At 57.9% G+C, this 20652-nt stretch carries 17 protein-coding genes; 10 read left to right on the top strand and 7 right to left on the bottom strand.

Translation table 11 applies throughout. The annotated features are described in order from the left end of the window. A complete protein-coding gene (imuA, locus tag NA619_RS10215) occupies positions 1-618 on the bottom strand; it encodes a translesion DNA synthesis-associated protein ImuA (RefSeq protein ID WP_255961741.1) in 618 nt (205 codons plus the stop codon). Between the two features lie 269 nt (positions 619-887). Beyond that, the gene (locus NA619_RS10210; protein ID WP_255961740.1) at positions 888-2882 is read right to left on the bottom strand and encodes a TonB-dependent siderophore receptor; all 1995 of its coding nucleotides are present in this window, start codon (positions 2880-2882) and stop codon (positions 888-890) included. A 477-nt stretch (positions 2883-3359) separates the two neighbouring features. Between NA619_RS10210 and mtnA the strand changes: the two genes are divergently transcribed. The 8 genes from mtnA to rpsA all read left to right on the top strand — a co-directional run bounded on the left by mtnA (position 3360) and on the right by rpsA (position 15665). After that, positions 3360-4436 (top strand): S-methyl-5-thioribose-1-phosphate isomerase, encoded by a 1077-nt coding sequence (mtnA, locus tag NA619_RS10205; RefSeq protein ID WP_255961739.1) that lies wholly within the window; start codon positions 3360-3362, stop codon positions 4434-4436. Between the two features lie 125 nt (positions 4437-4561). Beyond that, positions 4562-7369, top strand: a complete 2808-nt coding sequence (gene gyrA, locus NA619_RS10200) for a DNA gyrase subunit A (RefSeq protein ID WP_255961738.1) — start codon at positions 4562-4564, stop codon at positions 7367-7369. Between the two features lie 137 nt (positions 7370-7506). Continuing rightward, positions 7507-8592: a 3-phosphoserine/phosphohydroxythreonine transaminase gene (serC, locus tag NA619_RS10195; RefSeq protein ID WP_255961737.1), complete on the top strand. Its 1086-nt coding sequence runs from the start codon at positions 7507-7509 to the stop codon at positions 8590-8592. Further along, positions 8592-9689, top strand: a complete 1098-nt coding sequence (gene pheA, locus NA619_RS10190) for a prephenate dehydratase (protein WP_255961736.1) — start codon at positions 8592-8594, stop codon at positions 9687-9689. The genes serC and pheA overlap by 1 nt, the downstream gene beginning before the upstream one ends. Positions 9690-9770: 81 nt before the next feature. Beyond that, positions 9771-10880: a histidinol-phosphate transaminase gene (hisC, locus tag NA619_RS10185; protein WP_255961735.1), complete on the top strand. Its 1110-nt coding sequence runs from the start codon at positions 9771-9773 to the stop codon at positions 10878-10880. Positions 10881-10912: 32 nt separating this feature from the next. Then, positions 10913-13123, top strand: coding sequence for a bifunctional prephenate dehydrogenase/3-phosphoshikimate 1-carboxyvinyltransferase (locus NA619_RS10180; RefSeq protein ID WP_255961768.1), 2211 nt, complete (start codon positions 10913-10915; stop codon positions 13121-13123). Next, the gene (gene cmk / locus NA619_RS10175) at positions 13120-13806 is read left to right on the top strand and encodes a (d)CMP kinase (protein ID WP_255961733.1); all 687 of its coding nucleotides are present in this window, start codon (positions 13120-13122) and stop codon (positions 13804-13806) included. Before NA619_RS10180 ends, cmk begins: the two co-directional genes overlap by 4 nt. Before the next feature lie 173 nt (positions 13807-13979). Further along, positions 13980-15665 carry a 30S ribosomal protein S1 gene (rpsA, locus tag NA619_RS10170; protein ID WP_045427846.1) on the top strand — a complete coding sequence of 562 codons (1686 nt, stop codon included), beginning with the start codon at positions 13980-13982 and terminating at the stop codon, positions 15663-15665. Between the two features lie 155 nt (positions 15666-15820). Here rpsA and NA619_RS10165 read toward each other — a convergent pair whose 3' ends face one another. Next, positions 15821-16264: a MarR family winged helix-turn-helix transcriptional regulator gene (locus NA619_RS10165; protein ID WP_255961732.1), complete on the bottom strand. Its 444-nt coding sequence runs from the start codon at positions 16262-16264 to the stop codon at positions 15821-15823. 79 nt (positions 16265-16343) lie between these two features. On the opposite strand from NA619_RS10165, the gene NA619_RS10160 reads away from it, so the two are divergent. Then, a complete protein-coding gene (locus NA619_RS10160) occupies positions 16344-17510 on the top strand; it encodes a PLP-dependent aminotransferase family protein (protein WP_255961731.1) in 1167 nt (388 codons plus the stop codon). Between the two features lie 41 nt (positions 17511-17551). Beyond that, on the top strand, positions 17552-18157 hold the full coding sequence (locus NA619_RS10155) for a glutathione S-transferase family protein (RefSeq protein WP_255961730.1): 606 nt from the start codon (positions 17552-17554) through the stop codon (positions 18155-18157). A gap of 71 nt (positions 18158-18228) precedes the next feature. On the opposite strand, the gene folE is transcribed toward NA619_RS10155, so the two are convergent. The 4 genes from folE to NA619_RS10135 form a co-directional block, all read right to left on the bottom strand. Further along, entirely contained in the window at positions 18229-18774 is a 546-nt protein-coding gene (gene folE / locus NA619_RS10150) for a GTP cyclohydrolase I FolE (protein WP_255961729.1), read from the bottom strand. Between the two features lie 111 nt (positions 18775-18885). Further along, the gene (locus NA619_RS10145) at positions 18886-19443 is read right to left on the bottom strand and encodes a Smr/MutS family protein (protein WP_255961728.1); all 558 of its coding nucleotides are present in this window, start codon (positions 19441-19443) and stop codon (positions 18886-18888) included. Positions 19444-19519: 76 nt separating this feature from the next. Continuing rightward, the gene (locus NA619_RS10140) at positions 19520-19837 is read right to left on the bottom strand and encodes a hypothetical protein (protein WP_255961727.1); all 318 of its coding nucleotides are present in this window, start codon (positions 19835-19837) and stop codon (positions 19520-19522) included. 86 nt (positions 19838-19923) lie between these two features. Further along, on the bottom strand, positions 19924-20517 hold the full coding sequence (locus tag NA619_RS10135) for a cysteine hydrolase family protein (RefSeq protein ID WP_255961726.1): 594 nt from the start codon (positions 20515-20517) through the stop codon (positions 19924-19926). Positions 20518-20652 lie beyond the last annotated feature (135 nt).

Here is a 20652-nt window from a genome sequence, read left to right as displayed (position 1 = left end):
TCAGTGCCACGCCGAAGCTGGAATCGGAGCTGCCGGAGCCAGACCGCCACGACACTTGAGCACGCGCAATTGTGGCGGCTGTGATTCAACGGCCAAGCGCAGGGCTGCTGGAGAGGGATTCACAGCTTCCTGCAGCGGACGATAGGCGAAGGCCAATGTCTGACCGGTTTCGGCAGCGACCTGCAGGCGCCGCAAAGCACGGTCATCGGGCTGCTGTGGCCAGCACAGAACCGCGCCACAGCTGCCTGATCGCAGGCATTGTTCTGCAGACCAGAGCGCATCGCGTGGCGATGCATGGATGATGGTCAGCTGGCGCAAATCTATTCCGGCGTTCAGCCAGGCATGGGGGTAGGGCACATGAGGCGGAGCCACCAGCACCACGCGCTCGCCGGTTGCAGTCAAGCGCGCCAAGGTCGGCCAGAGCAGCCGTAGCTCACCGATGCCCGTGGTATCGAAAAGGATTTCACTCAATGCCGATTCAGGCCAGCCGCCGCCAGGCAATACCGCATCGAGAGGTGCATGCCCGGTTGGCTGGGTATTAGGCGATACGACACTCGTCTGGCCTCGCCACAATCGGCGTGCATCGATAAGTCGATCTAGGGAGACGACGGAGTTCATGATGAACAGCAAATCCATAATACTGTATATGGATACAGTATTCTGTTTTGCCTCAGTGGAGGTCAAGTCGATGCGATGAAGCGTCGCTTGTCGCTCATAACTTGCCCTTGAGCAGCCTGCCGATCTTGAAATCGTAGATTCAGGCGTGCTTTCTGCGCCTGATAGGGGCTGATGCTGATGTCTTGATACGGAAGCCAGCCCGCACTGATGCGGGCTGGATCAAACGCTCATGCCCACTTGATTTGCAGAGCGCTTGTTTCAATTGCTCATCAGAAGCTGTAGCTGACGCTACCCACTACCGTACGCCGATTGCCGACGAAGCAGTCGCCGCGCGCGAGGCAAGTGGTGTAGTAGGTTTCGTCTTCAAGATTGGTCGCGTTGAGGCGGAATGCCCAGTCCTGATATTGATAGCCAAGCATGGCATCGAAGAGCGTGGTCGAAGGTGTCTTCAACGTGTCTCGCCCATCCCAACTGGCGCCGACATAGCGGACGCCGGCACCTGCTTCAAAGCCTGGAACGCCGAACAGCGAAAAGCGATGTTGCGACCAGAGCGATGCCATGTTTTCAGGAATGGAGGCAATACGAGACCCTTCTTCCACTGCTGCGCCTTTAGTGATTTCAGTGTCGAGACGTGTATAGGTCGCAATCAGATCCCACATCGGTGTGATCGCCGCTAAGGCTTCGAGTTCGAGGCCACGAATTCTGACTTCGCCTGTTTGCACTGTGTTGTTCGGGTTGTTTGGGTCCGGCATCTGGCGATTCTGCTCTCGCAGATCGAACACGGCGGCGGTATAGAGGCTCTGGCTTCCCGCTGGCTGATACTTGACGCCCATTTCCCACTGCTCGCCTTCCTTCGGCTTGAAGGATTCCTTGTTGGCATCCAGGCCAATCGTAGGGACGAACGACTCGCTATAGCTGATGTACGGCGCGATGCCATTGTCGAAAAGGTATGTCAGCCCAACGCGCCCGGTAACAGCGTCATCCTTCTGCCGAGTACCGCCTTCAGTGCGATTGTCTGCCCAGTCCTTGCGCAAGCCAAGCGTCAGCAGCCAATGCTCGTATCTCATCTGGTCCTGAAGGTAGAGACCTTGCTGGGCGAGGGTTTGATCCGGCTGATCGGTATAGGTCACGATAGATGGATCGAAGGTGCCATAGACTGGGTCGTACAGATCAAGTAGTGTCGCACTGCCTCCGGCGCGTTTCTGATGAGTCAGCGCATGTTGATAGTCCATACCGACCAACAGCGTGTGTTGGATGGCACCAGTATCGAACAACGCTTCGGCGTTGTGGTCTGCAACCCAGACATCCACGTCGGTCTTGGCGCCATAGAAGATCCTGTTGACAGTACGGTTGTCCCCCAGCAGAACCGGGGCCCAGCCATAAATCTGTTGGTAGCTGACTTCACTCTCTTGGTAGCGCAGATTCTGGCGCATGGTCCAGACGTCATTCAGCCGCCAACTGAATTGTGAGGTCAGGGCGAGCTGTTCAGTGTCGTATTCGTCGAATCCCGGCTCGCCTGAGAACAGGTCCGTGTCAAAGCGTCCCAAAGGAGCGTCGAGAACCGTGCCACGATGGGGCAAGAACATGGAACTTGGAACGCTTTCGTCCCGCTGGATGTTGGCCAGCAATGTCCACTCCACATCTTCGTTGGGCCGCCAGGTTATTGATGGCATTAGCACCAGCCGCTCACTATCGACATGGTTGACCTGGCTGCCGCTCTCGTTCGCAATGGCCACTACACGATAAAGCAGGCTGCCGTCATCGTTTAGTGGCCCAGTGGTATCGAGGGCGATCTCCTTACGGTCGTAATTCCCATACTGCAATTGCAGCTGTGTCTTCTGCGCTGTGCGGGGCCGCTTGCTGACCTGATTGACCAACCCGCCGATCGGGCTTTGTCCGTACAGCATGGATGAAGGCCCTTTCAACACTTCGATTCGCTCGAGTGTGAAGGGATCGGTACGGGTGTTCGTGTAACTGCCAAAGCTCTGCTGCAAACCATCAAGGAACAGAGCTGGCGACGCGCCTCGCACCATTGCAAAGTCCCCACGACTATCGAGTCCGTAGGCCTCGCCGCGCACGCCCGCGGTGTATCGCAAGGTGTCCTGAAGCGTACGCGCACCCTGATCTCGTATCCGGTCCGCCGTGATTACGCTGATGGACTGCGGAATCTGAAGAACAGGGGTGTCCGTCTTGCTTCCGGTTTGCGTACGCGTCGCAACGTAACCATCGATGGGGCCAGCGCGTTCAGCTTCGCTGGCGATCACGGCTTGCGTTGCAATTAAAATACTGAAGCGTCTGATTCAGCATCGCTGCTCAAATTTTGAGCCTGAGCGGTCGTGCTCAGCGAAACGGCAGGAACGATGATACAAGCAGTATGTAGCGCCAGAAGAAGGTGACGCATGGGAAGGCGACAGTGCATGGCATTTACCGAGTATATGGTTAGATGCGCATGTTAATGCGAATCTTTATTGTTTGTAATGGTTTCGGTATATGCACGCTTTGAGCTCGACCAGCGAGTGCGCAGGATTTTGCTCGGGCGCGTCATTGCTTGTGCTAGTAAAATCAGTCGATTAGGATTCGCGCCCGGGTAACGGTGCAAGGCGAGCATGCGGGATGCCGTCCCGACCTGTTCACGCGAAGAAGCCCGGCGCGAAAGCGCTCGGGCTTCTTTGTTTTAAGCAGATCGGTATGCGGTGTACACGCACTCGCCAACGGCCGCCGCTAATCAAGAGAGGATTGCAATGCGCGAGCGTTTGTTGGCCGCCGAAAAAGTGAAGGCTATCGAGTGGCAGGGCGGGCAACTACGTTTGCTCGACCAGCGCAAGCTGCCCCTTGAAGAGATCTGGCATAGCTATGATTCGGCTGCCGCGGTAGCTACGGCCATTCGCGACATGGTCGTGCGTGGCGCGCCGGCCATCGGCATCAGTGCGGCGTACGGGTTGGCTCTGGGCCTCAAGGCGCGCCTTAGCGAAGGCGGTGATTGGCGCGCGGCGCTTGAGGCCGATTTTGCAGCCCTCGCCGACTCACGTCCTACTGCCGTCAATTTGTTCTGGGCACTGAATCAGATGCGTGAACGCCTGGACCGCCTCAAGCCTGGCGAAGATCCGCTGATGGCTGCCGAAGCCCAGGCTGCCTCTATCCATGCAAGCGACCGTGAAGCCAACTTGACCATGGCACAGTTTGGCGTCGATCTGATCCGCAAGCACCAGGGTAACCCCCAGAACCTACTGACCCATTGCAATACCGGCGCTCTGGCGACTGGGGGATTTGGCACCGCGCTCGGCGTAATTCGTGGTGCGCATCTTGAAGGTCTGGTCGAGTGCGTCTACGCCGATGAAACCCGACCCTGGCTGCAGGGCTCCCGGCTGACTGCATGGGAGCTGGCAGGTGAGGGCGTGCCGGTCACCCTGAATGCCGACTCGGCTGCTGCGCATTTGATGAAAACCCGTGGCATCACCTGGGTGATCGTTGGCGCTGACCGAATCACTGCAAATGGCGACGTTGCGAACAAGATCGGCACCTACCAGCTTGCCGTGCTGGCCATGCATCATGGCGTGCGGTTCATGGTGGTGGCGCCAAGCTCCACTATCGACATGGATCTTGAAACCGGCGATGACATTCCCATTGAGGAGCGCGCCGGTCATGAGCTGCTTGAGGTCAACGGACAGCGATTCGCAGCAGATGTCGAGGCATTCAATCCGGTGTTCGATGTCACTCCAGCTGATCTGATCGACGCCATCGTGACGGAGAAAGGAGTCGTGGAGCGGCCCAATGCTTCCAAGCTCGCTGCGTTGATGAGCCGTAAACGGCTGCATTGATCCATCTGAGTACAGCCCGGGCTTCATATCTCGGGATGTGCTTCCTGGAGCCTCCGGCTCGCCAGCTGTGATACCATTCCGCGCTTAATCGCAGGACCCTGCTGACTATAAGGAACCAGGCTTCCATGGGCGAACTGGCCAAAGAAATCCTCCCGGTCAATATCGAAGACGAACTCAAGCAGTCCTACCTCGATTACGCGATGAGCGTAATCGTCGGTCGTGCGCTGCCGGATGCGCGCGACGGATTGAAGCCTGTGCATCGCCGTGTGCTTTTTGCCATGAGCGAGCTGGGTAACGACTGGAACAAGCCGTACAAGAAATCCGCCCGTGTGGTCGGTGACGTGATCGGTAAATACCACCCTCACGGTGACTCGGCGGTTTACGACACCATCGTGCGTATGGCGCAGCCTTTCTCGCTGCGCTACATGCTCGTTGACGGTCAAGGCAACTTCGGTTCGGTCGACGGCGATAACGCTGCAGCCATGCGATACACCGAAGTGCGGATGGCCAAGCTGGCGCATGAACTGCTGGCGGATCTGGATAAGGAAACCGTCGATTGGGTGCCCAACTACGATGGCACCGAGCAGATTCCGGCGGTCATGCCGACCAAAGTCCCGAACCTGCTGGTCAACGGTTCCAGCGGTATCGCGGTGGGCATGGCGACCAACATCCCGCCGCACAACCTAAGTGAAGTGATCGACGGGTGCCTGGCACTGATCGAGAACGCCGACATCACCATCGATGAGCTCATGCAGTTCATCCCGGGACCGGATTTCCCGACAGCAGGCATCATCAACGGTCGTGCGGGTATCGTAGAAGCCTACCGCACCGGTCGTGGCCGCATTTATATGCGTGCGCGCTCGATCATCGAAGATATCGACAAGGTCGGTGGCCGTCAGCAGATCGTTATCACCGAACTGCCTTATCAGCTGAACAAGGCGCGGCTGATCGAGAAGATTGCTGAGCTGGTCAAGGAAAAGAAGCTCGAAGGCATCACCGAGCTTCGCGACGAGTCCGACAAGGACGGTATGCGTGTCGTTATCGAGCTGCGCCGTGGTGAAGTGCCTGAGGTCGTGCTTAACAACCTCTACGCTCAGACCCAGCTGCAGAGCGTATTCGGCATTAACGTCGTAGCGCTTATCGATGGCCAGCCGCGCACGCTGAATCTGAAAGAGCTGCTTGAAGCCTTCGTTCGCCACCGCCGCGAAGTCGTGACTCGTCGGACCGTCTACGAACTGCGCAAGGCGCGTGAGCGTGGGCACATTCTCGAAGGTCAGGCTGTCGCACTCTCGAACATCGACCCCGTGATCGCGCTGATCAAAGCTTCGCCAACGCCGGCCGAAGCAAAGGAAGCATTGATTGCCGAAGCCTGGGAATCCAGCGCCGTTGAATCGATGGTCGAACGTGCCGGTGCCGACTCCTGCCGGCCTGAGGGCCTTGATCCTCAATACGGCCTGCGCGACGGCAAGTATTACCTTTCCCCAGAGCAGGCGCAGGCCATTCTTGACCTGCGCCTGCATCGCCTGACCGGGCTTGAGCATGAAAAACTGCTCAGCGAGTATCAGGAAATCCTGACGCAGATTGGTGAGTTGATCCGCATCCTGACCAACCCTGTTCGCCTGATGGAAGTGATCCGCGAAGAGCTCGAAGGCGTGAAGCGCGACTTCGGCGATGCGCGTCGCACCGAGATTCTCGAGACGCGCCTGGATCTGACGCTCGCCGACCTGATCACCGAAGAAGAGCGCGTGGTCACCATTTCTCATGGTGGCTACGCCAAGTCGCAGCCATTGGCCGCCTACCAGGCACAACGCCGGGGTGGACGTGGCAAGGCTGCAACCGGGGTCAAGGAAGAGGACTACGTCGAACACCTGCTGGTCGCCAATAGTCACACCACGCTGCTGCTGTTTTCCAGCAAAGGCAAGGTGTACTGGCTCAAGACCTATGAGATTCCCGAGGCGTCGCGCACCTCGCGCGGCCGTCCGCTGGTCAATCTGCTGCCGTTGTCAGAAGGCGAGCACATCACCGCGATGTTGCAGGTCGATATCGAAGCGGCGCGTCAGCAGCAGCTGAACGGTGACGAAGATATCGAAGACGCGGAAATCATCAGCGAAAGCGACGAGGTCGAAGAAGCCATCGAGGGCGACGAGACCGATGACTCCGTCGATGAGCCAACCGGCACCTTTATCTTCATGGCAACTGCCAAAGGTACCGTCAAGAAGACTCCGCTTTCTCAGTTCAGTCGTCCACGCAGCGTGGGTCTGATCGCGCTCGGACTGGAAGAAGGGGACACCCTGATTGCTGCGGCTGTCACCGATGGCGCCCGTGAAGTCATGCTGTTCTCCGATGGTGGCAAGGTCATCCGCTTCAAGGAAAAGAACGTCCGCACCATGGGCCGTACTGCCCGCGGCGTCCGTGGTATGCGTCTGCCGGAGGGTCAGCGTCTGATCTCCATGCTCATTCCAGAGCCGGATGCTCAGATTCTGACGGCCAGCCTCAACGGCTATGGCAAACGCACCGTGCTGGACGAGTTCCCGCGTCGCGGACGTGGCGGTCAGGGCGTAATCGCCATGGTATCCAACGACCGTAACGGCCCCTTGGTCGGCGCGGTTCAGGTGCAGCCTGGTGAGGAGATCATGCTGATTTCCGATCAGGGAACGCTGGTGCGCACGCGGGTAGACGAAGTTTCTTCGTTGGGTCGTAACACGCAGGGCGTTACGTTGATCAAGCTGGGCAAGAACGAGCATCTGGTCGGTCTCGAAAGGGTTCAGGAACCCTCCGAGGAAGACGTTCTGGATGACATCGAGGCGGTAATCGACGAGGACGCACTGGACAAGGAAATGCCGGTCGTCAGCACCGAGCCAAGCGAAGATGACCTGCTTGGCGGCGGCGGTGACGTACCTCCAGACGTAGTCCCCACCGACGACGACAACTGATAGAACGACGGCGCAGCCCTGAAGGCTCGCCGTCGTTTTGTTGTGGGCTCTGCTGCAGATGAAGGAACAGCAACCACCGGACCTGGCTATCGCCGTGACGGTGCAAGCAAAGTATCGACCGTTTTGAGAGAACGAAGATGAGCAAACGCGCCTTTAACTTCTGTGCCGGCCCTGCCGCGCTACCTGAGGCCGTGCTACAGCGCGCCCAGGCTGAACTTCTTGACTGGCAAGGTCTAGGTCTGTCCGTCATGGAAATGAGCCATCGCAGTGACGAATACACCGCCATCGCGGAAAAAGCCGAGCAGGATCTGCGCGACCTGCTGAGCATCCCGTCGAACTATAAGGTGCTCTTCCTGCAAGGTGGCGCCAGCCAGCAGTTCGCCGAGATTCCGCTAAATCTGTTGCCTGAAGACGGCGTCGCCGACTACATCGATACAGGCATCTGGTCGCGGAAGAGCATCGAAGAAGCCAATCGTTACGGGCATATCAATGTTGCTGCGAGCGCCAAACCTTACGACTACTTCGCTATCCCCGGTCAGAATGAGTGGAAGCTAAGCGCAGATGCGGCGTACCTGCACTACGCCAGTAACGAGACCATCGGTGGTCTGCAATTCGACTGGGTTCCCGACGTTGGCGATACCCCGCTTGTGGTCGATATGTCTTCCGATATCCTTTCTCGCAAGCTGGACGTTTCCCGTTTCGGCCTGATTTACGCTGGCGCGCAGAAGAACATCGGCCCTTCCGGGTTGGTGGTAGTGATCGTTCGCGAAGACTTGCTCGGCCGCGCGCGCTCAAGTTGCCCAACGATGTTGAATTACAAGGTCGCAGCCGACAACGGCTCCATGTACAACACCCCCGCAACCTTCTCCTGGTATCTCTCGGGCTTGGTGTTCCAGTGGCTGAAGGAGCAGGGCGGTGTCGAGGCAATGGAAGAGCGGAATCGCGCCAAGAAAGATCTTCTCTACGGCGTGATCGATTCCAGTGACTTCTACTCCAATCCGATCGCCACTAATGCACGCTCGTGGATGAATGTCCCGTTCCGGCTCGCCGACGAGCAGCTGGATAAGACCTTCCTTGCTGGGGCTGATGCGCGAGGCCTGCTCAATTTGAAGGGGCATCGCTCGGTAGGTGGGATGCGTGCCTCCATCTATAACGCAGTCGGCCTGGATGCGGTCGAGGTCCTGGTTGCCTATATGCGTGAATTCGAGAAGGAGCACGGCTGATGAGTGATGTCGACCGGCTCAAGGCGCTGCGTGTTCGCATCGACAGCCTCGACGAGAAAATCCTCGAGCTGATCAGCGAGCGTGCCCGTTGCGCCCAGGATGTAGCTCGGGTCAAGACTGCTTCTCTTGCCGAAGGCGAAGAGGCAGTCTTCTATCGACCAGAGCGCGAGGCCTGGGTGCTCAAGCACATCATGGAGCTCAACAAAGGGCCTCTGGATAATGAGGAAGTGGCTCGTTTGTTTCGCGAGATCATGTCCTCCTGCCTTGCGCTGGAACAGCCGCTGCGCGTCGCCTACCTCGGCCCTGAAGGCACCTTTTCTCAGGCGGCAGCCCTTAAGCATTTCGGTCAGGCCGTAATCAGCAAGCCAATGGCAGCGATCGACGAAGTCTTCCGGGAGGTCGTTGCCGGGGCAGTCAACTTTGGTGTGGTGCCGGTGGAGAACTCTACCGAAGGCGCTGTGAACCACACGCTTGACAGTTTCCTGGAGCACGACATCGTTATCTGTGGCGAGGTCGAGCTGAGGATTCACCATCATCTGCTGGTGGGCGAAACGACCAAGACCGACCGAATCACCCGCATTTATTCACACGCTCAGTCGCTTGCGCAGTGTCGCAAGTGGTTGGATGCCCACTATCCGAACGTTGAGCGGGTTGCAGTTTCCAGCAATGCGGACGCGGCGAAGCGCGTCAAGAGCGAGTGGAATTCCGCAGCAATCGCCGGTGACATGGCCGCACAACTCTATGGCCTGACCAAGATTGCCGAAAAGATCGAGGATCGCCCAGACAACTCGACACGCTTTCTCATCATCGGTAGCCAGGAAGTACCACCCACTGGCGACGACAAGACCTCGATCATCGTTTCCATGCGCAACAAGCCAGGCGCGTTGCATGAGTTGTTGATGCCATTTCATTCCAACGGCATCGATCTGACACGTATCGAAACTCGTCCATCACGTAGCGGCAAGTGGACCTATGTTTTCTTCATCGATTGCATCGGCCATCACCAGGAACCGCTCATCAAGGACGTCCTGGAAAAGATCGGCAGCGAAGCGGTTGCGCTGAAGGTGCTGGGGTCTTATCCGAAAGCAGTACTTTAAAAACAGCCGGAAGCGGCAAGCTACAAGCCACGCGCAATGGCTTTTTCTTGCCGCTGGCCGCGTAAGCTTGGGGCTTAATGTATGAGCTGTGATTTTCTCGCCCTGGCACAGCCAGGCGTACAAAAGCTGTCACCTTATGTGCCGGGCAAGCCAGTGGACGAACTGGCGCGCGAGTTAGATCTCGATCCCGCTACCATCGTCAAACTGGCCAGCAATGAGAACCCGCTGGGGCCCAGTCCAAAGGCTATCGCGGCAATTAAGGCGCAGCTTGAGGAGCTAACCCGTTATCCGGATGGCAACGGTTTCGTCCTCAAGAGCAAGCTTGCCAAGCGATACGCTGTTGGCGTCGAGCAGGTAACGCTCGGCAACGGGTCCAATGACATCTTAGAGCTGGTCGCGCGTGCCTATCTCGCACCGGGACTCAATGCAGTCTTCAGCGAGCACGCATTTGCGGTTTACCCGATCGCAACCCAGGCTGTCGGCGCACAGGCGAGGCCGGTCCCGGCCCGGCAATGGGGGCACGATCTCGACGCCATGCTGGCTGCCATCGACGACAACACCCGTGTCGTATTCATCGCCAACCCTAACAATCCAACGGGCACCTGGTTCGGTCCGGATGCGCTGGAGCGCTTCCTCACTGGCGTGCCCGAGCGGGTTCTGGTTGTGCTTGATGAGGCCTACATCGAGTATGCCGAAGGCGGCGAACTGCCGGATGGGCTGAACTTCCTGGCCGCACATCCCAATCTGCTGGTCTCTCGGACCTTTTCCAAAGCTTATGGGCTGGCCGCTTTGCGAGTTGGTTACGCGATCAGCTCGGCGACAATTGCCGACGTGCTGAATCGCGTACGTCAGCCATTCAATGTCAACAGCCTCGCCCTCGCAGCGGCATGCGCCGCCCTTGACGATGATGGCTACCTGGCTGACAGCCGGGCCTGCAACGCTGCTGGCATGCTTCAGCTCGAAACCGGATTCAGGGCGCTTGGGCTGGATTGGATTCCTTCTCGCGGCAACTTTATTGCAGTTGATCTGGGTCGAGATGCGGCGCCTATCAATCAGACTCTGCTACGCGATGGTGTCATCGTGCGTCCGGTCGCGGGTTACGGGATGCCGACTTTCCTGCGGGTGTCCATTGGTACCGAGGCAGAGAATGCGCGCTTCCTCATTGCGTTGCGCAAGGCGCTAGGACATTGAGTCGAGCACATGAACTGCCGGCAGGCACGCCGATGATTGGCCGTCTGGTCGTTGTTGGCCTGGGCCTGATTGGTGGTTCGTTCGCCAAAGGGCTGCGTGAAAGCGGATGCTGTGGGGAGGTGGTCGGTTTCGATCTCGACCCTCGCTCCCGGGAACTGGCGGTCGACCTGGGCGTGGTGGATCGCTGCGCGGACAGCCTCGAGGAAGCTTGTCGGGGTGCGGACGTCATTCAGTTAGCCGTCCCCATCCTCGCAATGGAGCGTCTGTTAGCCGAGCTCGCATTGCTCGACCTTGGGCATGCTGTGCTCACAGACGTCGGTAGCGCCAAGGGCAATGTGGTGCGCTGCGCACGCGAACAGTTCGGTCAGATGCCGTCCCGTTTCGTGCCTGGACATCCTATAGCCGGCTCGGAACAGAGTGGTGTAACGGCTGCCAAAAGCACGCTTTTCCGCAGGCACAAAGTGATCCTCACGCCCCTTGAAGATACTGATCCTGCAGCGCTGGCGCTTGTCGATGGGCTATGGCGTACGCTTGGCGCAGATGTGGAGCACATGGGTGTTGAGCATCATGACGAAGTGCTTGCAGCGACCAGCCATCTGCCGCACCTATTAGCGTTCGGTCTCGTGGACTCGCTGGCGAAGCGTAACGAGAATCTTGAGATATTCCGTTATGCCGCCGGCGGATTTCGCGATTTCACCCGCATCGCAGGCAGTGATCCGGTCATGTGGCACGACATCTTCCTCGCCAATCGCAAGGCAGTGCTGCATACCCTAGACGATTTTCGTGCCGACCTCGACGCACTGCGCGCTGCGGTCGATGAAGGAGACGGGCATACCTTATTGGGCGTGTTCACGCGCGCCAAGGCGGCCCGGGAACATTTCAGCAAAATACTGGCTCGCAGAGCCTATGTGGACGTTATGCATTCCAAAGATCTGATCTTCCTTGCCAATCCCGGCGGCAGCCTCAGCGGCCACCTTCGCGTACCTGGCGACAAATCCATTTCTCACCGTTCGATCATGCTCGGCTCTCTGGCTGAGGGCACCACCGAGGTGGAGGGCTTTCTTGAAGGCGAGGATGCGCTGGCAACCATTCAGGCATTCCGCGACATGGGCGTGGTCATCGAAGGACCAAACCAGGGTCGCGTCACGGTGCACGGCGTCGGACTGCATGGTTTGAAGGCGCCTCCCGGACCAATCTATCTGGGTAACTCGGGCACTTCCATGCGTCTGCTGTCCGGCCTGCTGGCAGCGCAGCCGTTCGACACGACACTTACCGGTGACGCGTCGCTATCAAAGCGCCCGATGAACCGTGTCGCCAAACCTCTGCGCGAGATGGGTGCCGTGATCGAAACGGCCCCTGAAGGACGACCGCCGTTGACCATTCGCGGTGGTCAGAAGCTTTCAGGCATGCATTACGACATGCCAATGGCCAGTGCCCAGGTCAAATCATGTCTGCTGCTGGCAGGCCTTTATGCCGCAGAGAAGACATCCGTCTCCGAGCCGGCGCCGACGCGGGATCACACTGAACGGATGCTGCAAGGTTTCGGTTATCCCGTAAGCGTCAAAGGCAACACTGCTACGGTTGAATCCGGTCACACCTTGCGTTCGGCGCAGATCGAGGTGCCTGCCGATATTTCCTCCTCGGCATTCTTCATGGTGGCTGCGAGCATTGCGCCTGGTTCCGATATCACGCTCGAGCACGTTGGCGTGAATCCGACCCGTACAGGCGTAATCGACATCCTCAAGCTGATGGGCGCGGATATCGAACTGACCAACATCCGTGAAGTGGGTGGTGAGCCGGTTGCCGATATCCGTGTGCGGGCTGCCCAGCTCAAGGGTATCGATATTCCCGAAGACCTCGTGCCACTCGCCATCGATGAATTCCCGGTATTGTTCGTCGCGGCCTCTTGTGCACAAGGCCGGACCACGTTACGCGGTGCGGAGGAGTTGCGCGTCAAGGAATCCGACCGCATCCAGGTTATGGCCGATGGTCTGCAAGCGCTGGGTGTGATTGCCACGCCAACGCCAGACGGGATTATCATCGAAGGTGGGGCCGGCATCGGTGGTGGTGAAGTCTGGGCGCACGGCGATCACCGTATCGCGATGTCTTTCAGCGTCGCCGCACTTCGGGCCAATGCCCCGATCCGTATCCATGATTGCGCGAACGTCGCGACGTCGTTCCCGAACTTCCTGGCACTGGCAGAGCGTGCTGGAATGCGGGTAGGTGTGGAGGATAATTCATGATCTGGCAGGTCCCGGTCATCACCATTGATGGTCCCAGCGGCTCCGGCAAAGGGACCGTCGCCGCATTGCTGGCGGCCAAGCTGGGCTGGAATTTTCTCGATTCCGGCGCGCTGTACCGTTTGCTAGCCTTTGCCGCGCGTAACCATGGTGTGGACCTGACCAATGAAGAGGCGCTCAAACTATTGGCTGCTCATCTGGACGTGCAGTTCGGCGCATCGAAAGGCGGTAACGGGATGCAGATCGTTCTCGAGGGAGAGGACGTAACTCAGGCAATTCGTAACGAGCAAGTCGGAGCTGGGGCGTCGCAGGTCGCGGCATTGCCGGTCGTTCGTGAGGCGCTTCTGCAGCGGCAGAAGGCATTTCGCGAGCCGCCCGGCCTAGTCGCGGACGGGCGCGACATGGGCACTGTGGTATTCCCTGACGCACCTTTGAAGATATTCCTGACCGCCAGCGCCGAAGAAAGAGCCCGCAGGCGCTACCTGCAGTTGAAGGGCAAGGGTGATGATGTTAATCTCGCGAGTCTTCTCGATGAGATACGGGCGCGCGATGAGCGCGATACCGGACGTGAAGTGGCTCCGCTGAAACCGGCAGACGATGCGGTTCATCTGGATTCCACCAATCTTTCCATCGAGCAAGTGCTAGGACAGATTCTGAGCGAAGTCGCCAATCGCGACTTCGCCTGAAGAACGACCGCCGAGAGGCGGCCTGACGGCTACTCGATATCGAGAGCTGTTAACAAGGAGGCATGTGGGAGTCCAGATCTAGTCCCGCAGGCCTTTTTTTATATGAATGAACCCACTTCTATCTGGGATGTGGAGATTGGGCGGATCCTCGTCCGAAAACAGCAGGAATAAACATGAGCGAAAGCTTTGCAGAACTTTTTGAAGAAAGCCTAAAAACCCTCGACATGCAGCCGGGTGCGATCATCACCGGCATCGTGGTCGACATCGACGGTGACTGGGTCACTGTTCATGCCGGTCTGAAGTCCGAGGGCGTCATCCCGGTCGAGCAGTTCTACAACGAGCAGGGCGAGCTGACCATCAGCGTGGGTGACGAAGTTCACGTTGCGCTGGACGCGGTTGAAGATGGCTTCGGTGAAACCAAGCTGTCCCGCGAAAAAGCCAAGCGTGCTGAGTGCTGGATTGTTCTGGAAGCGGCTTTCGCAGCTGAGGAAGTGGTCAAGGGCGTTATCAACGGTAAGGTTAAGGGCGGCTTCACTGTCGACGTTAACGGCATCCGTGCGTTCCTGCCAGGTTCCCTGGTTGATGTCCGTCCAGTGCGTGATACCACTCACCTGGAAGGCAAGGAACTCGAATTCAAGGTCATCAAGCTCGACCAGAAGCGCAACAACGTTGTCGTCTCCCGTCGTAGCGTCCTGGAAGCCGAAAACAGCGCCGAGCGCGAAGCTCTGCTGGAATCGCTGCAGGAAGGCCAGCAGGTCAAAGGTATCGTCAAGAACCTCACAGATTACGGCGCATTCGTCGATCTGGGCGGCGTGGACGGTCTGCTGCACATCACCGACATGGCCTGGAAGCGCATCAAGCATCCGTCGGAAATCGTCAATGTTGGCGATGAGATCGACGTCAAGGTGCTGAAGTTCGACCGCGAGCGTAACCGTGTTTCCCTGGGTCTGAAGCAGCTGGGTGAAGACCCATGGGTTGCTATCAAGGCTCGTTACCCAGAGAACACTCGCGTCGTGGCCCGTGTCACCAACCTGACTGACTACGGCTGCTTCGCTGAGCTGGAAGAAGGCGTTGAAGGTCTGGTACACGTTTCCGAAATGGATTGGACCAACAAGAACATCCACCCGTCGAAGGTCGTACAAGTCGGCGACGAAGTGGAAGTCATGGTTCTGGACATCGACGAAGAGCGTCGTCGTATCTCCCTTGGCATCAAGCAGTGCAAGTCCAACCCATGGGAAGACTTCTCTGGCCAGTTCAACAAGGGCGACCGCATCTCCGGCACCATCAAGTCGATCACCGATTTCGGTATCTTCATTGGTCTGGACGGTGGCATCGACGGTCTGGTTCACCTGTCCGACATCTCCTGGAACGAAGCTGGCGAAGAAGCCGTGCGTCGCTTCAAGAAGGGCGACGAGCTGGACACGGTCATCCTGTCGGTTGATCCGGAGCGCGAGCGCATCTCCCTGGGCATCAAGCAGCTGGAAGACGATCCGTTCTCCAACTACGCCGCTGTCAATGACAAGGGCAGCATCGTTCGCGGCATCGTGAAAGAAGTTGACGCCAAAGGCGCCATCATCGATCTGGGCAACGATATCGAAGCCACACTGAAAGCCTCTGAAATCAGCCGTGACCGCATTGAAGATGCGCGTAACGTCCTGAAAGAAGGCGAAGAAGTCGAAGCCAAGATTATCAGCATCGACCGTAAGAGCCGCGTAATCAGCCTGTCCATCAAGTCGAAAGACGTCGAGGACGAGAAGGACGCGATGAAGGAACTGCGTACTAAGCAGGACGTAGAGCCGACTGCCGGTCCGACCACCATTGGTGATCTGATCCGTGCGCAAATGGAAAACCAGAACTAAGTTCTGCGATCCATGAAAAAGGGCGACTTCGGTCGCCCTTTTTTGTGCCTGCAGGAAAGGGTCTAATCGACGCTGCGAGCGCTGTTAGCGCTACGGCAAGGTATGTCGGAAGTCTCTGACGTATTGCCGCTGCGAGATGAATGCCCGGCTGAATGTCAGGGGCGCGTAGGGCCTGTCGCTAGTGCCTGATTGACTTCGAGCCAACCCGATACCGCTTCGTCGCCTGCCAGCTTGAAGGCGCGCTCCAGAAGGCGCACCTGTTCGCGGCGCAGTGCCTGTTCCAGTTTCGCCCCCTGAGGGGTAAAGCGCAGGATTCGCTTACGCTTGTCATCTTCAGCGGTTCTGCTCTCTACAAGATTCATCTCGATGAGTTGGCGCATTGGCGTACTCAGTGCCTGCTTGCTCACGCCTAGGTAACCGAGCAGTTCCTTGACGCTTAGGTCCGGATAGCTCGCGATGAAGAAGAGGATGCGGTGGTGCACCCGGGACAGCCCTCGACGTGCAAGCATCTCGTCAGGCTTGGCGGTGAACGCCTGATAACCCAGGAAGAAACTCTCCATGATCTGCCGCTGAACAGTGCTTTTTTTTAGGTCAGGCATATTGACGTATCTGCAGCCACAGGCGTAATTTCGGTCAAGTAGTTTGACTTATTTCTCCTGTTCCTGCATCTGGTGCCCAATGGCTTTCTCCGAACGCGTCGACCGCCTCAAAAGCTCGCTGATCCGTGAAATTCTTGCTGCCGCTCAGCGTCCTGAAGTGATGTCGTTTGCAGGAGGGCTGCCCGCCGAATCCATGCTGCCGAAAGTGGACTGGGCCGATATGCCGCCGAATATGGGTCAGTACGGCATGAGCGAAGGGGAGCCAGCGCTGCGCGAAGCGATTGCTGCGCAGGCGCGAGCAATTGGCGTTGATTGCTCGGCCAGTCAGGTCCTGATTGTAAGCGGTTCCCAGCAGACGCTGGACCTTGCCTCCAAGCTCTTCATTGATCGCGGCACTGAGGTGTTGCTTGAGGCGCCAACATATCTGGCAGCGCTACAGGTTTTTCAGCTGTTCGGAGCCGAGTGCCTGGCTGTACCGCAAGAAGCGGATGGGCCCTTACTGACCGCCTTACGCCAGCGACTGGAACACCACCATCCGGCCTTCGCGTACTTCATCCCAACTTTCCAGAATCCTTCGGCAGTGCGTTATAGCGATCAAAAACGGGATGCCGTCGCGGCATTGCTGGATGAATACAACTTGACGCTGATCGAGGATGAGCCGTATCGCGAGTTGGTTTTCGACGAGGGAAGCGCCAGGCCGATTGTCAGCCGCATGCGCAAAGCGAGCTGGATCTATACCGGCACTGTGTCCAAGACGCTGCTCCCTGGGCTGCGGGTTGGCTATCTGATTGCCACGCCCGATCTCTTTCCTTATCTGCTCCGACTGAAGCAATCAGCCGATCTTCACACCAACAGAATCGGACAATGGCAAGCGCTGCAGTGGCTCGGAAGCGATCAGTATCAGGCGCATCTTGCTGAGTTGAGGCGTTTCTATCGCCTTCGTCGAGACGCAATGGAATGTGCTTTGATAGAGAACTTTGCCGATCTTGCCGACTGGCAGCTGCCGCAGGGCGGGCTGTTTTTCTGGTTGCGGCTGAAGCGGGCGCTGGACACCCGGACTCTCCTGGCGTCCGCCTTGGCGCAGGATGTCGTGTTCATGCCGGGGGAGCCATTCTTCGTCGATCCGGATAAAAACCTTGGATACCTCCGGCTCAACTTCAGTCATGTTGCACCGGAACGGTTGAACGAAGGCGTGCGCCGTCTGGCGCGCGTAGTGCGTGAAGCAAATCTGGTTGAAGCTGCGTGAGTCAGATCCGGGTTATTGCTTAACAGCGTAGGGGCGAAGATATGAGATACAAGGTTTACGGCGATTACCGGTCTGGCAACTGCTACAAAATCAAGCTGATGCTGCATTTGATCGATCGGGAATATGAGTGGGTGCCTGTAGATATTCTTCGTGGTGAGAGCCGCGAAGAATCTTTTCTGAAGAAAAACCCAAACGGGAAAATCCCTGTTCTCGAACTGGAAGACGGTACCTGTTTGTGGGAATCCAATGCGATTCTGAATTTCCTTGCCGATGGAAGTGAGTTGCTCCCTTCGGATCCGCGGCTACGAACTCAGGTCTTGCAATGGCAGTTCTTCGAGCAATACAGCCATGAGCCTTTCATTGCGGTGGCGCGATTCATCAAAGTTTATCTGGGGCTTCCAGATGATCGACTTGATGAGTTTGCAGCCAAGCAGCTGGATGGTTATCGCGCGCTGGATGTGATGGAGCAGCAGCTCTTACGCACGCCCTACCTGGTTGGTGATCATTATTCGATCGCTGACATTGCGCTGTACGCATACACGCACGTGGCGGAGGAGGGCGGGTTCTCGTTGAATGGCTATCCAGCCATCTGTGCCTGGCTACAACGAGTTGCTAGTCATCCACGACATGTGGGGATGTTTGATTGAGCAAGCGCGCAAGGCGGACGGGGGATTTGAAAGGAAGTGAGAGCACCTGACAAGGCGCCCTCAGGCTCTGGCTATTTCACCAAACCCAGAAACTCACTGCGGGTGGCGGCGTTTTCGCGGAACTGCCCGAGCATGACGGAAGTAACCATCGACGAGTTCTGCTTTTCCACGCCGCGCATCATCATGCACATGTGCTGGGCTTCGATGACGACAGCGACGCCCCATGCGCCAGTCACCTTTTGAACCGCTTCGGCAATTTCGCGGGTGAGATTTTCCTGAATTTGCAGCCGCCGAGCATACATGTCGACGATGCGAGCGACCTTCGAAAGCCCAAGTACCTTGCCGTTGGGTAGATAGGCGACGTGCGCCTTGCCAATGAACGGAAGCATGTGGTGTTCACATAAGGAATAGAGCTCGATGTTCTTCACCAGCACCATTTCGCTGTTGTCGGAGCTGAACAGAGCGCCGTTGGTGACTTCCTCCAGCGTTTGCTGATAGCCCTTGCACAGGTACTGCATCGCTTTGGCGGCGCGCTTGGGCGTATCGAGCAGACCCTCGCGGTTTACGTCCTCGCCTAGTTGGCCAAGGATCGCGGTGTAATGAGTTTCCATGGACATGTGACTACCTGTCAGGCTTGCAATAGGGCGCGAGTGCGAAGGTTAGGGCGTCAGTGGCGACGCCGCAAGCAGCTTGGGTCGAGAAGGGCGGCGCCAGGGCCGGATGAGTCGCTATTCGTCACGCCCTTCAAGCATGGTCCGTTTGAGAATCACGTAAACCGCACCGGTGCCGCCATGCCTCGGCAAGCACGACGTGAAGCCCAGCACCTGAGGGTGCTGCCGCAGCCAGGTATTGACGTGACTTTTGATCAGTGGACGCTTGCCGTCGATGCGTGCCGCCTTGCCATGCGTCACGCGCACGCAGCGGATTTCGAACTTGCACGCCTCTGCCAGAAAGTCCCACAGCAGCTCGCGGGCTTTTTCGACACTCAGCCCGTGTAGGTCGAGACTGCCTTCGAAAGGGATCTGCCCGCCCTTGAGCTTGCGCATCTGGCTCTCTTGAACACCATCCCGTACCCAGTACAGCTCGTCCTCTGCAGCAACGTCGATGACGAATAGATCTGAAAGCCCATCGATTCTGGTTTCGCTATTGCCAACCACAGCGTTGGCCCGCCGAGTGTCGACCTGCGCCTTGTTGCTTCGCGGTTTGCCCGTTTCGGCACGGTCGTGCGCTATCGGTTTGACGCCGCGAACTGCCGATTTGAACAGGGAAAAATCATCTTCTTGCATGAGGCCTCCGCATTGGCCGGCGATTTTAACCGAAAGCGCTTCTTCGAGCGGCAGACGCGGTCGTCGAGCGGTTATCTCAACGCCTTTTGTTCAGCCGAGGGGACATGCTCAACCCACTGGGTTGTAGAAGGCGGCGGCGCACACGGCTACGGATGAGAACGCCGAGTAGAAACAGACCGGCGCCCAGGGAAATGAGCGTTATGGCGGCTTCTCGCTCCAGAGGCACACTGACGAAAGCCTGAAGGTCGTCGAGGAAAGACGCTGCCCCAGCGCCCAGCATCAGAACACCAGCGATGACCAGCAGCAGCCCGAACGCTGCGCCTAGACGAGATCCCAGGCTCCGGTGTTGACGGGGTCGGAGGCGACGAGCGTCGAATCCATCGGTTCTTTTCATTCCGGTTACCTCATCAGAATGGGCCATGAACAAAATCGTCCGGCCAGTTTATTCATTGTAGGTAACGCAGCCGGGCTCGAGTCGGTTTATGCCACTGCTCCGGCATCGGGTACGCACACGGCGAAGTTGTCCGCAAGAATGGTCATTTCCATCTGATGCACCTGTGCGGCCTCGATAGCACCGTCCCCCATCGGCAGGTCACGAGTCGCGCAGGCCTTGTCGACCAGCGTGCAGCGATAGCCGTAGTCTTTGGCTGCGCGGACGGTTGTGCTCACACTGGAGTGCGTCATGAACCCACATACGATCAAGTCGAGACGACCGTGCTGCTGCAGCAGTTCGTGCAGTTTCGTGCCGGCGAAGGCATTGGGCAGTGTTTTACCGATGACGGTCTCGCCTGATAGAGGGGCGGCTTCAGGCATGATCTGGCCACGCAGCCCCTGCGGATCGAACAATCCACCCGGAATGCCCAGGTGATGCACATGAACGACGGGTGCTCCAGCTTCGCGGGCCATGGCCAGCAGTCGGGTAATTTCGTCGAGCGCCGGGTTCAGGTCAGGCAGGGCCATGGCACCGGACCGATATTCTTCTTGAGCGTCAATCACCAGAAGGGTCGCGTTCGCCAGAGTCGCCGGTGCATAACTGCGGCCACTGAGCTGAAGCAAAGTCTGTGGCTTGGACATGACTGACTCCTTGTTCTGAGGGGGGCCTGATTGTGGCGCCAGATGACACAGATGTGAACTGCCCAAACCGATGATTCGTCAGCTGAATTGACAATAACCGGCCAGAGGCCAGCACTGCGCCGCATCAAGCCAGAG

Source organism: Stutzerimonas stutzeri (assembly GCF_024448895.1).
Classification (GTDB): Bacteria; Pseudomonadota; Gammaproteobacteria; order Pseudomonadales; family Pseudomonadaceae; genus Stutzerimonas; species Stutzerimonas stutzeri_Q.
Note: the sequence above shows the minus strand (reverse complement) of the source record. Positions and strands in the feature narration are given on the sequence as shown.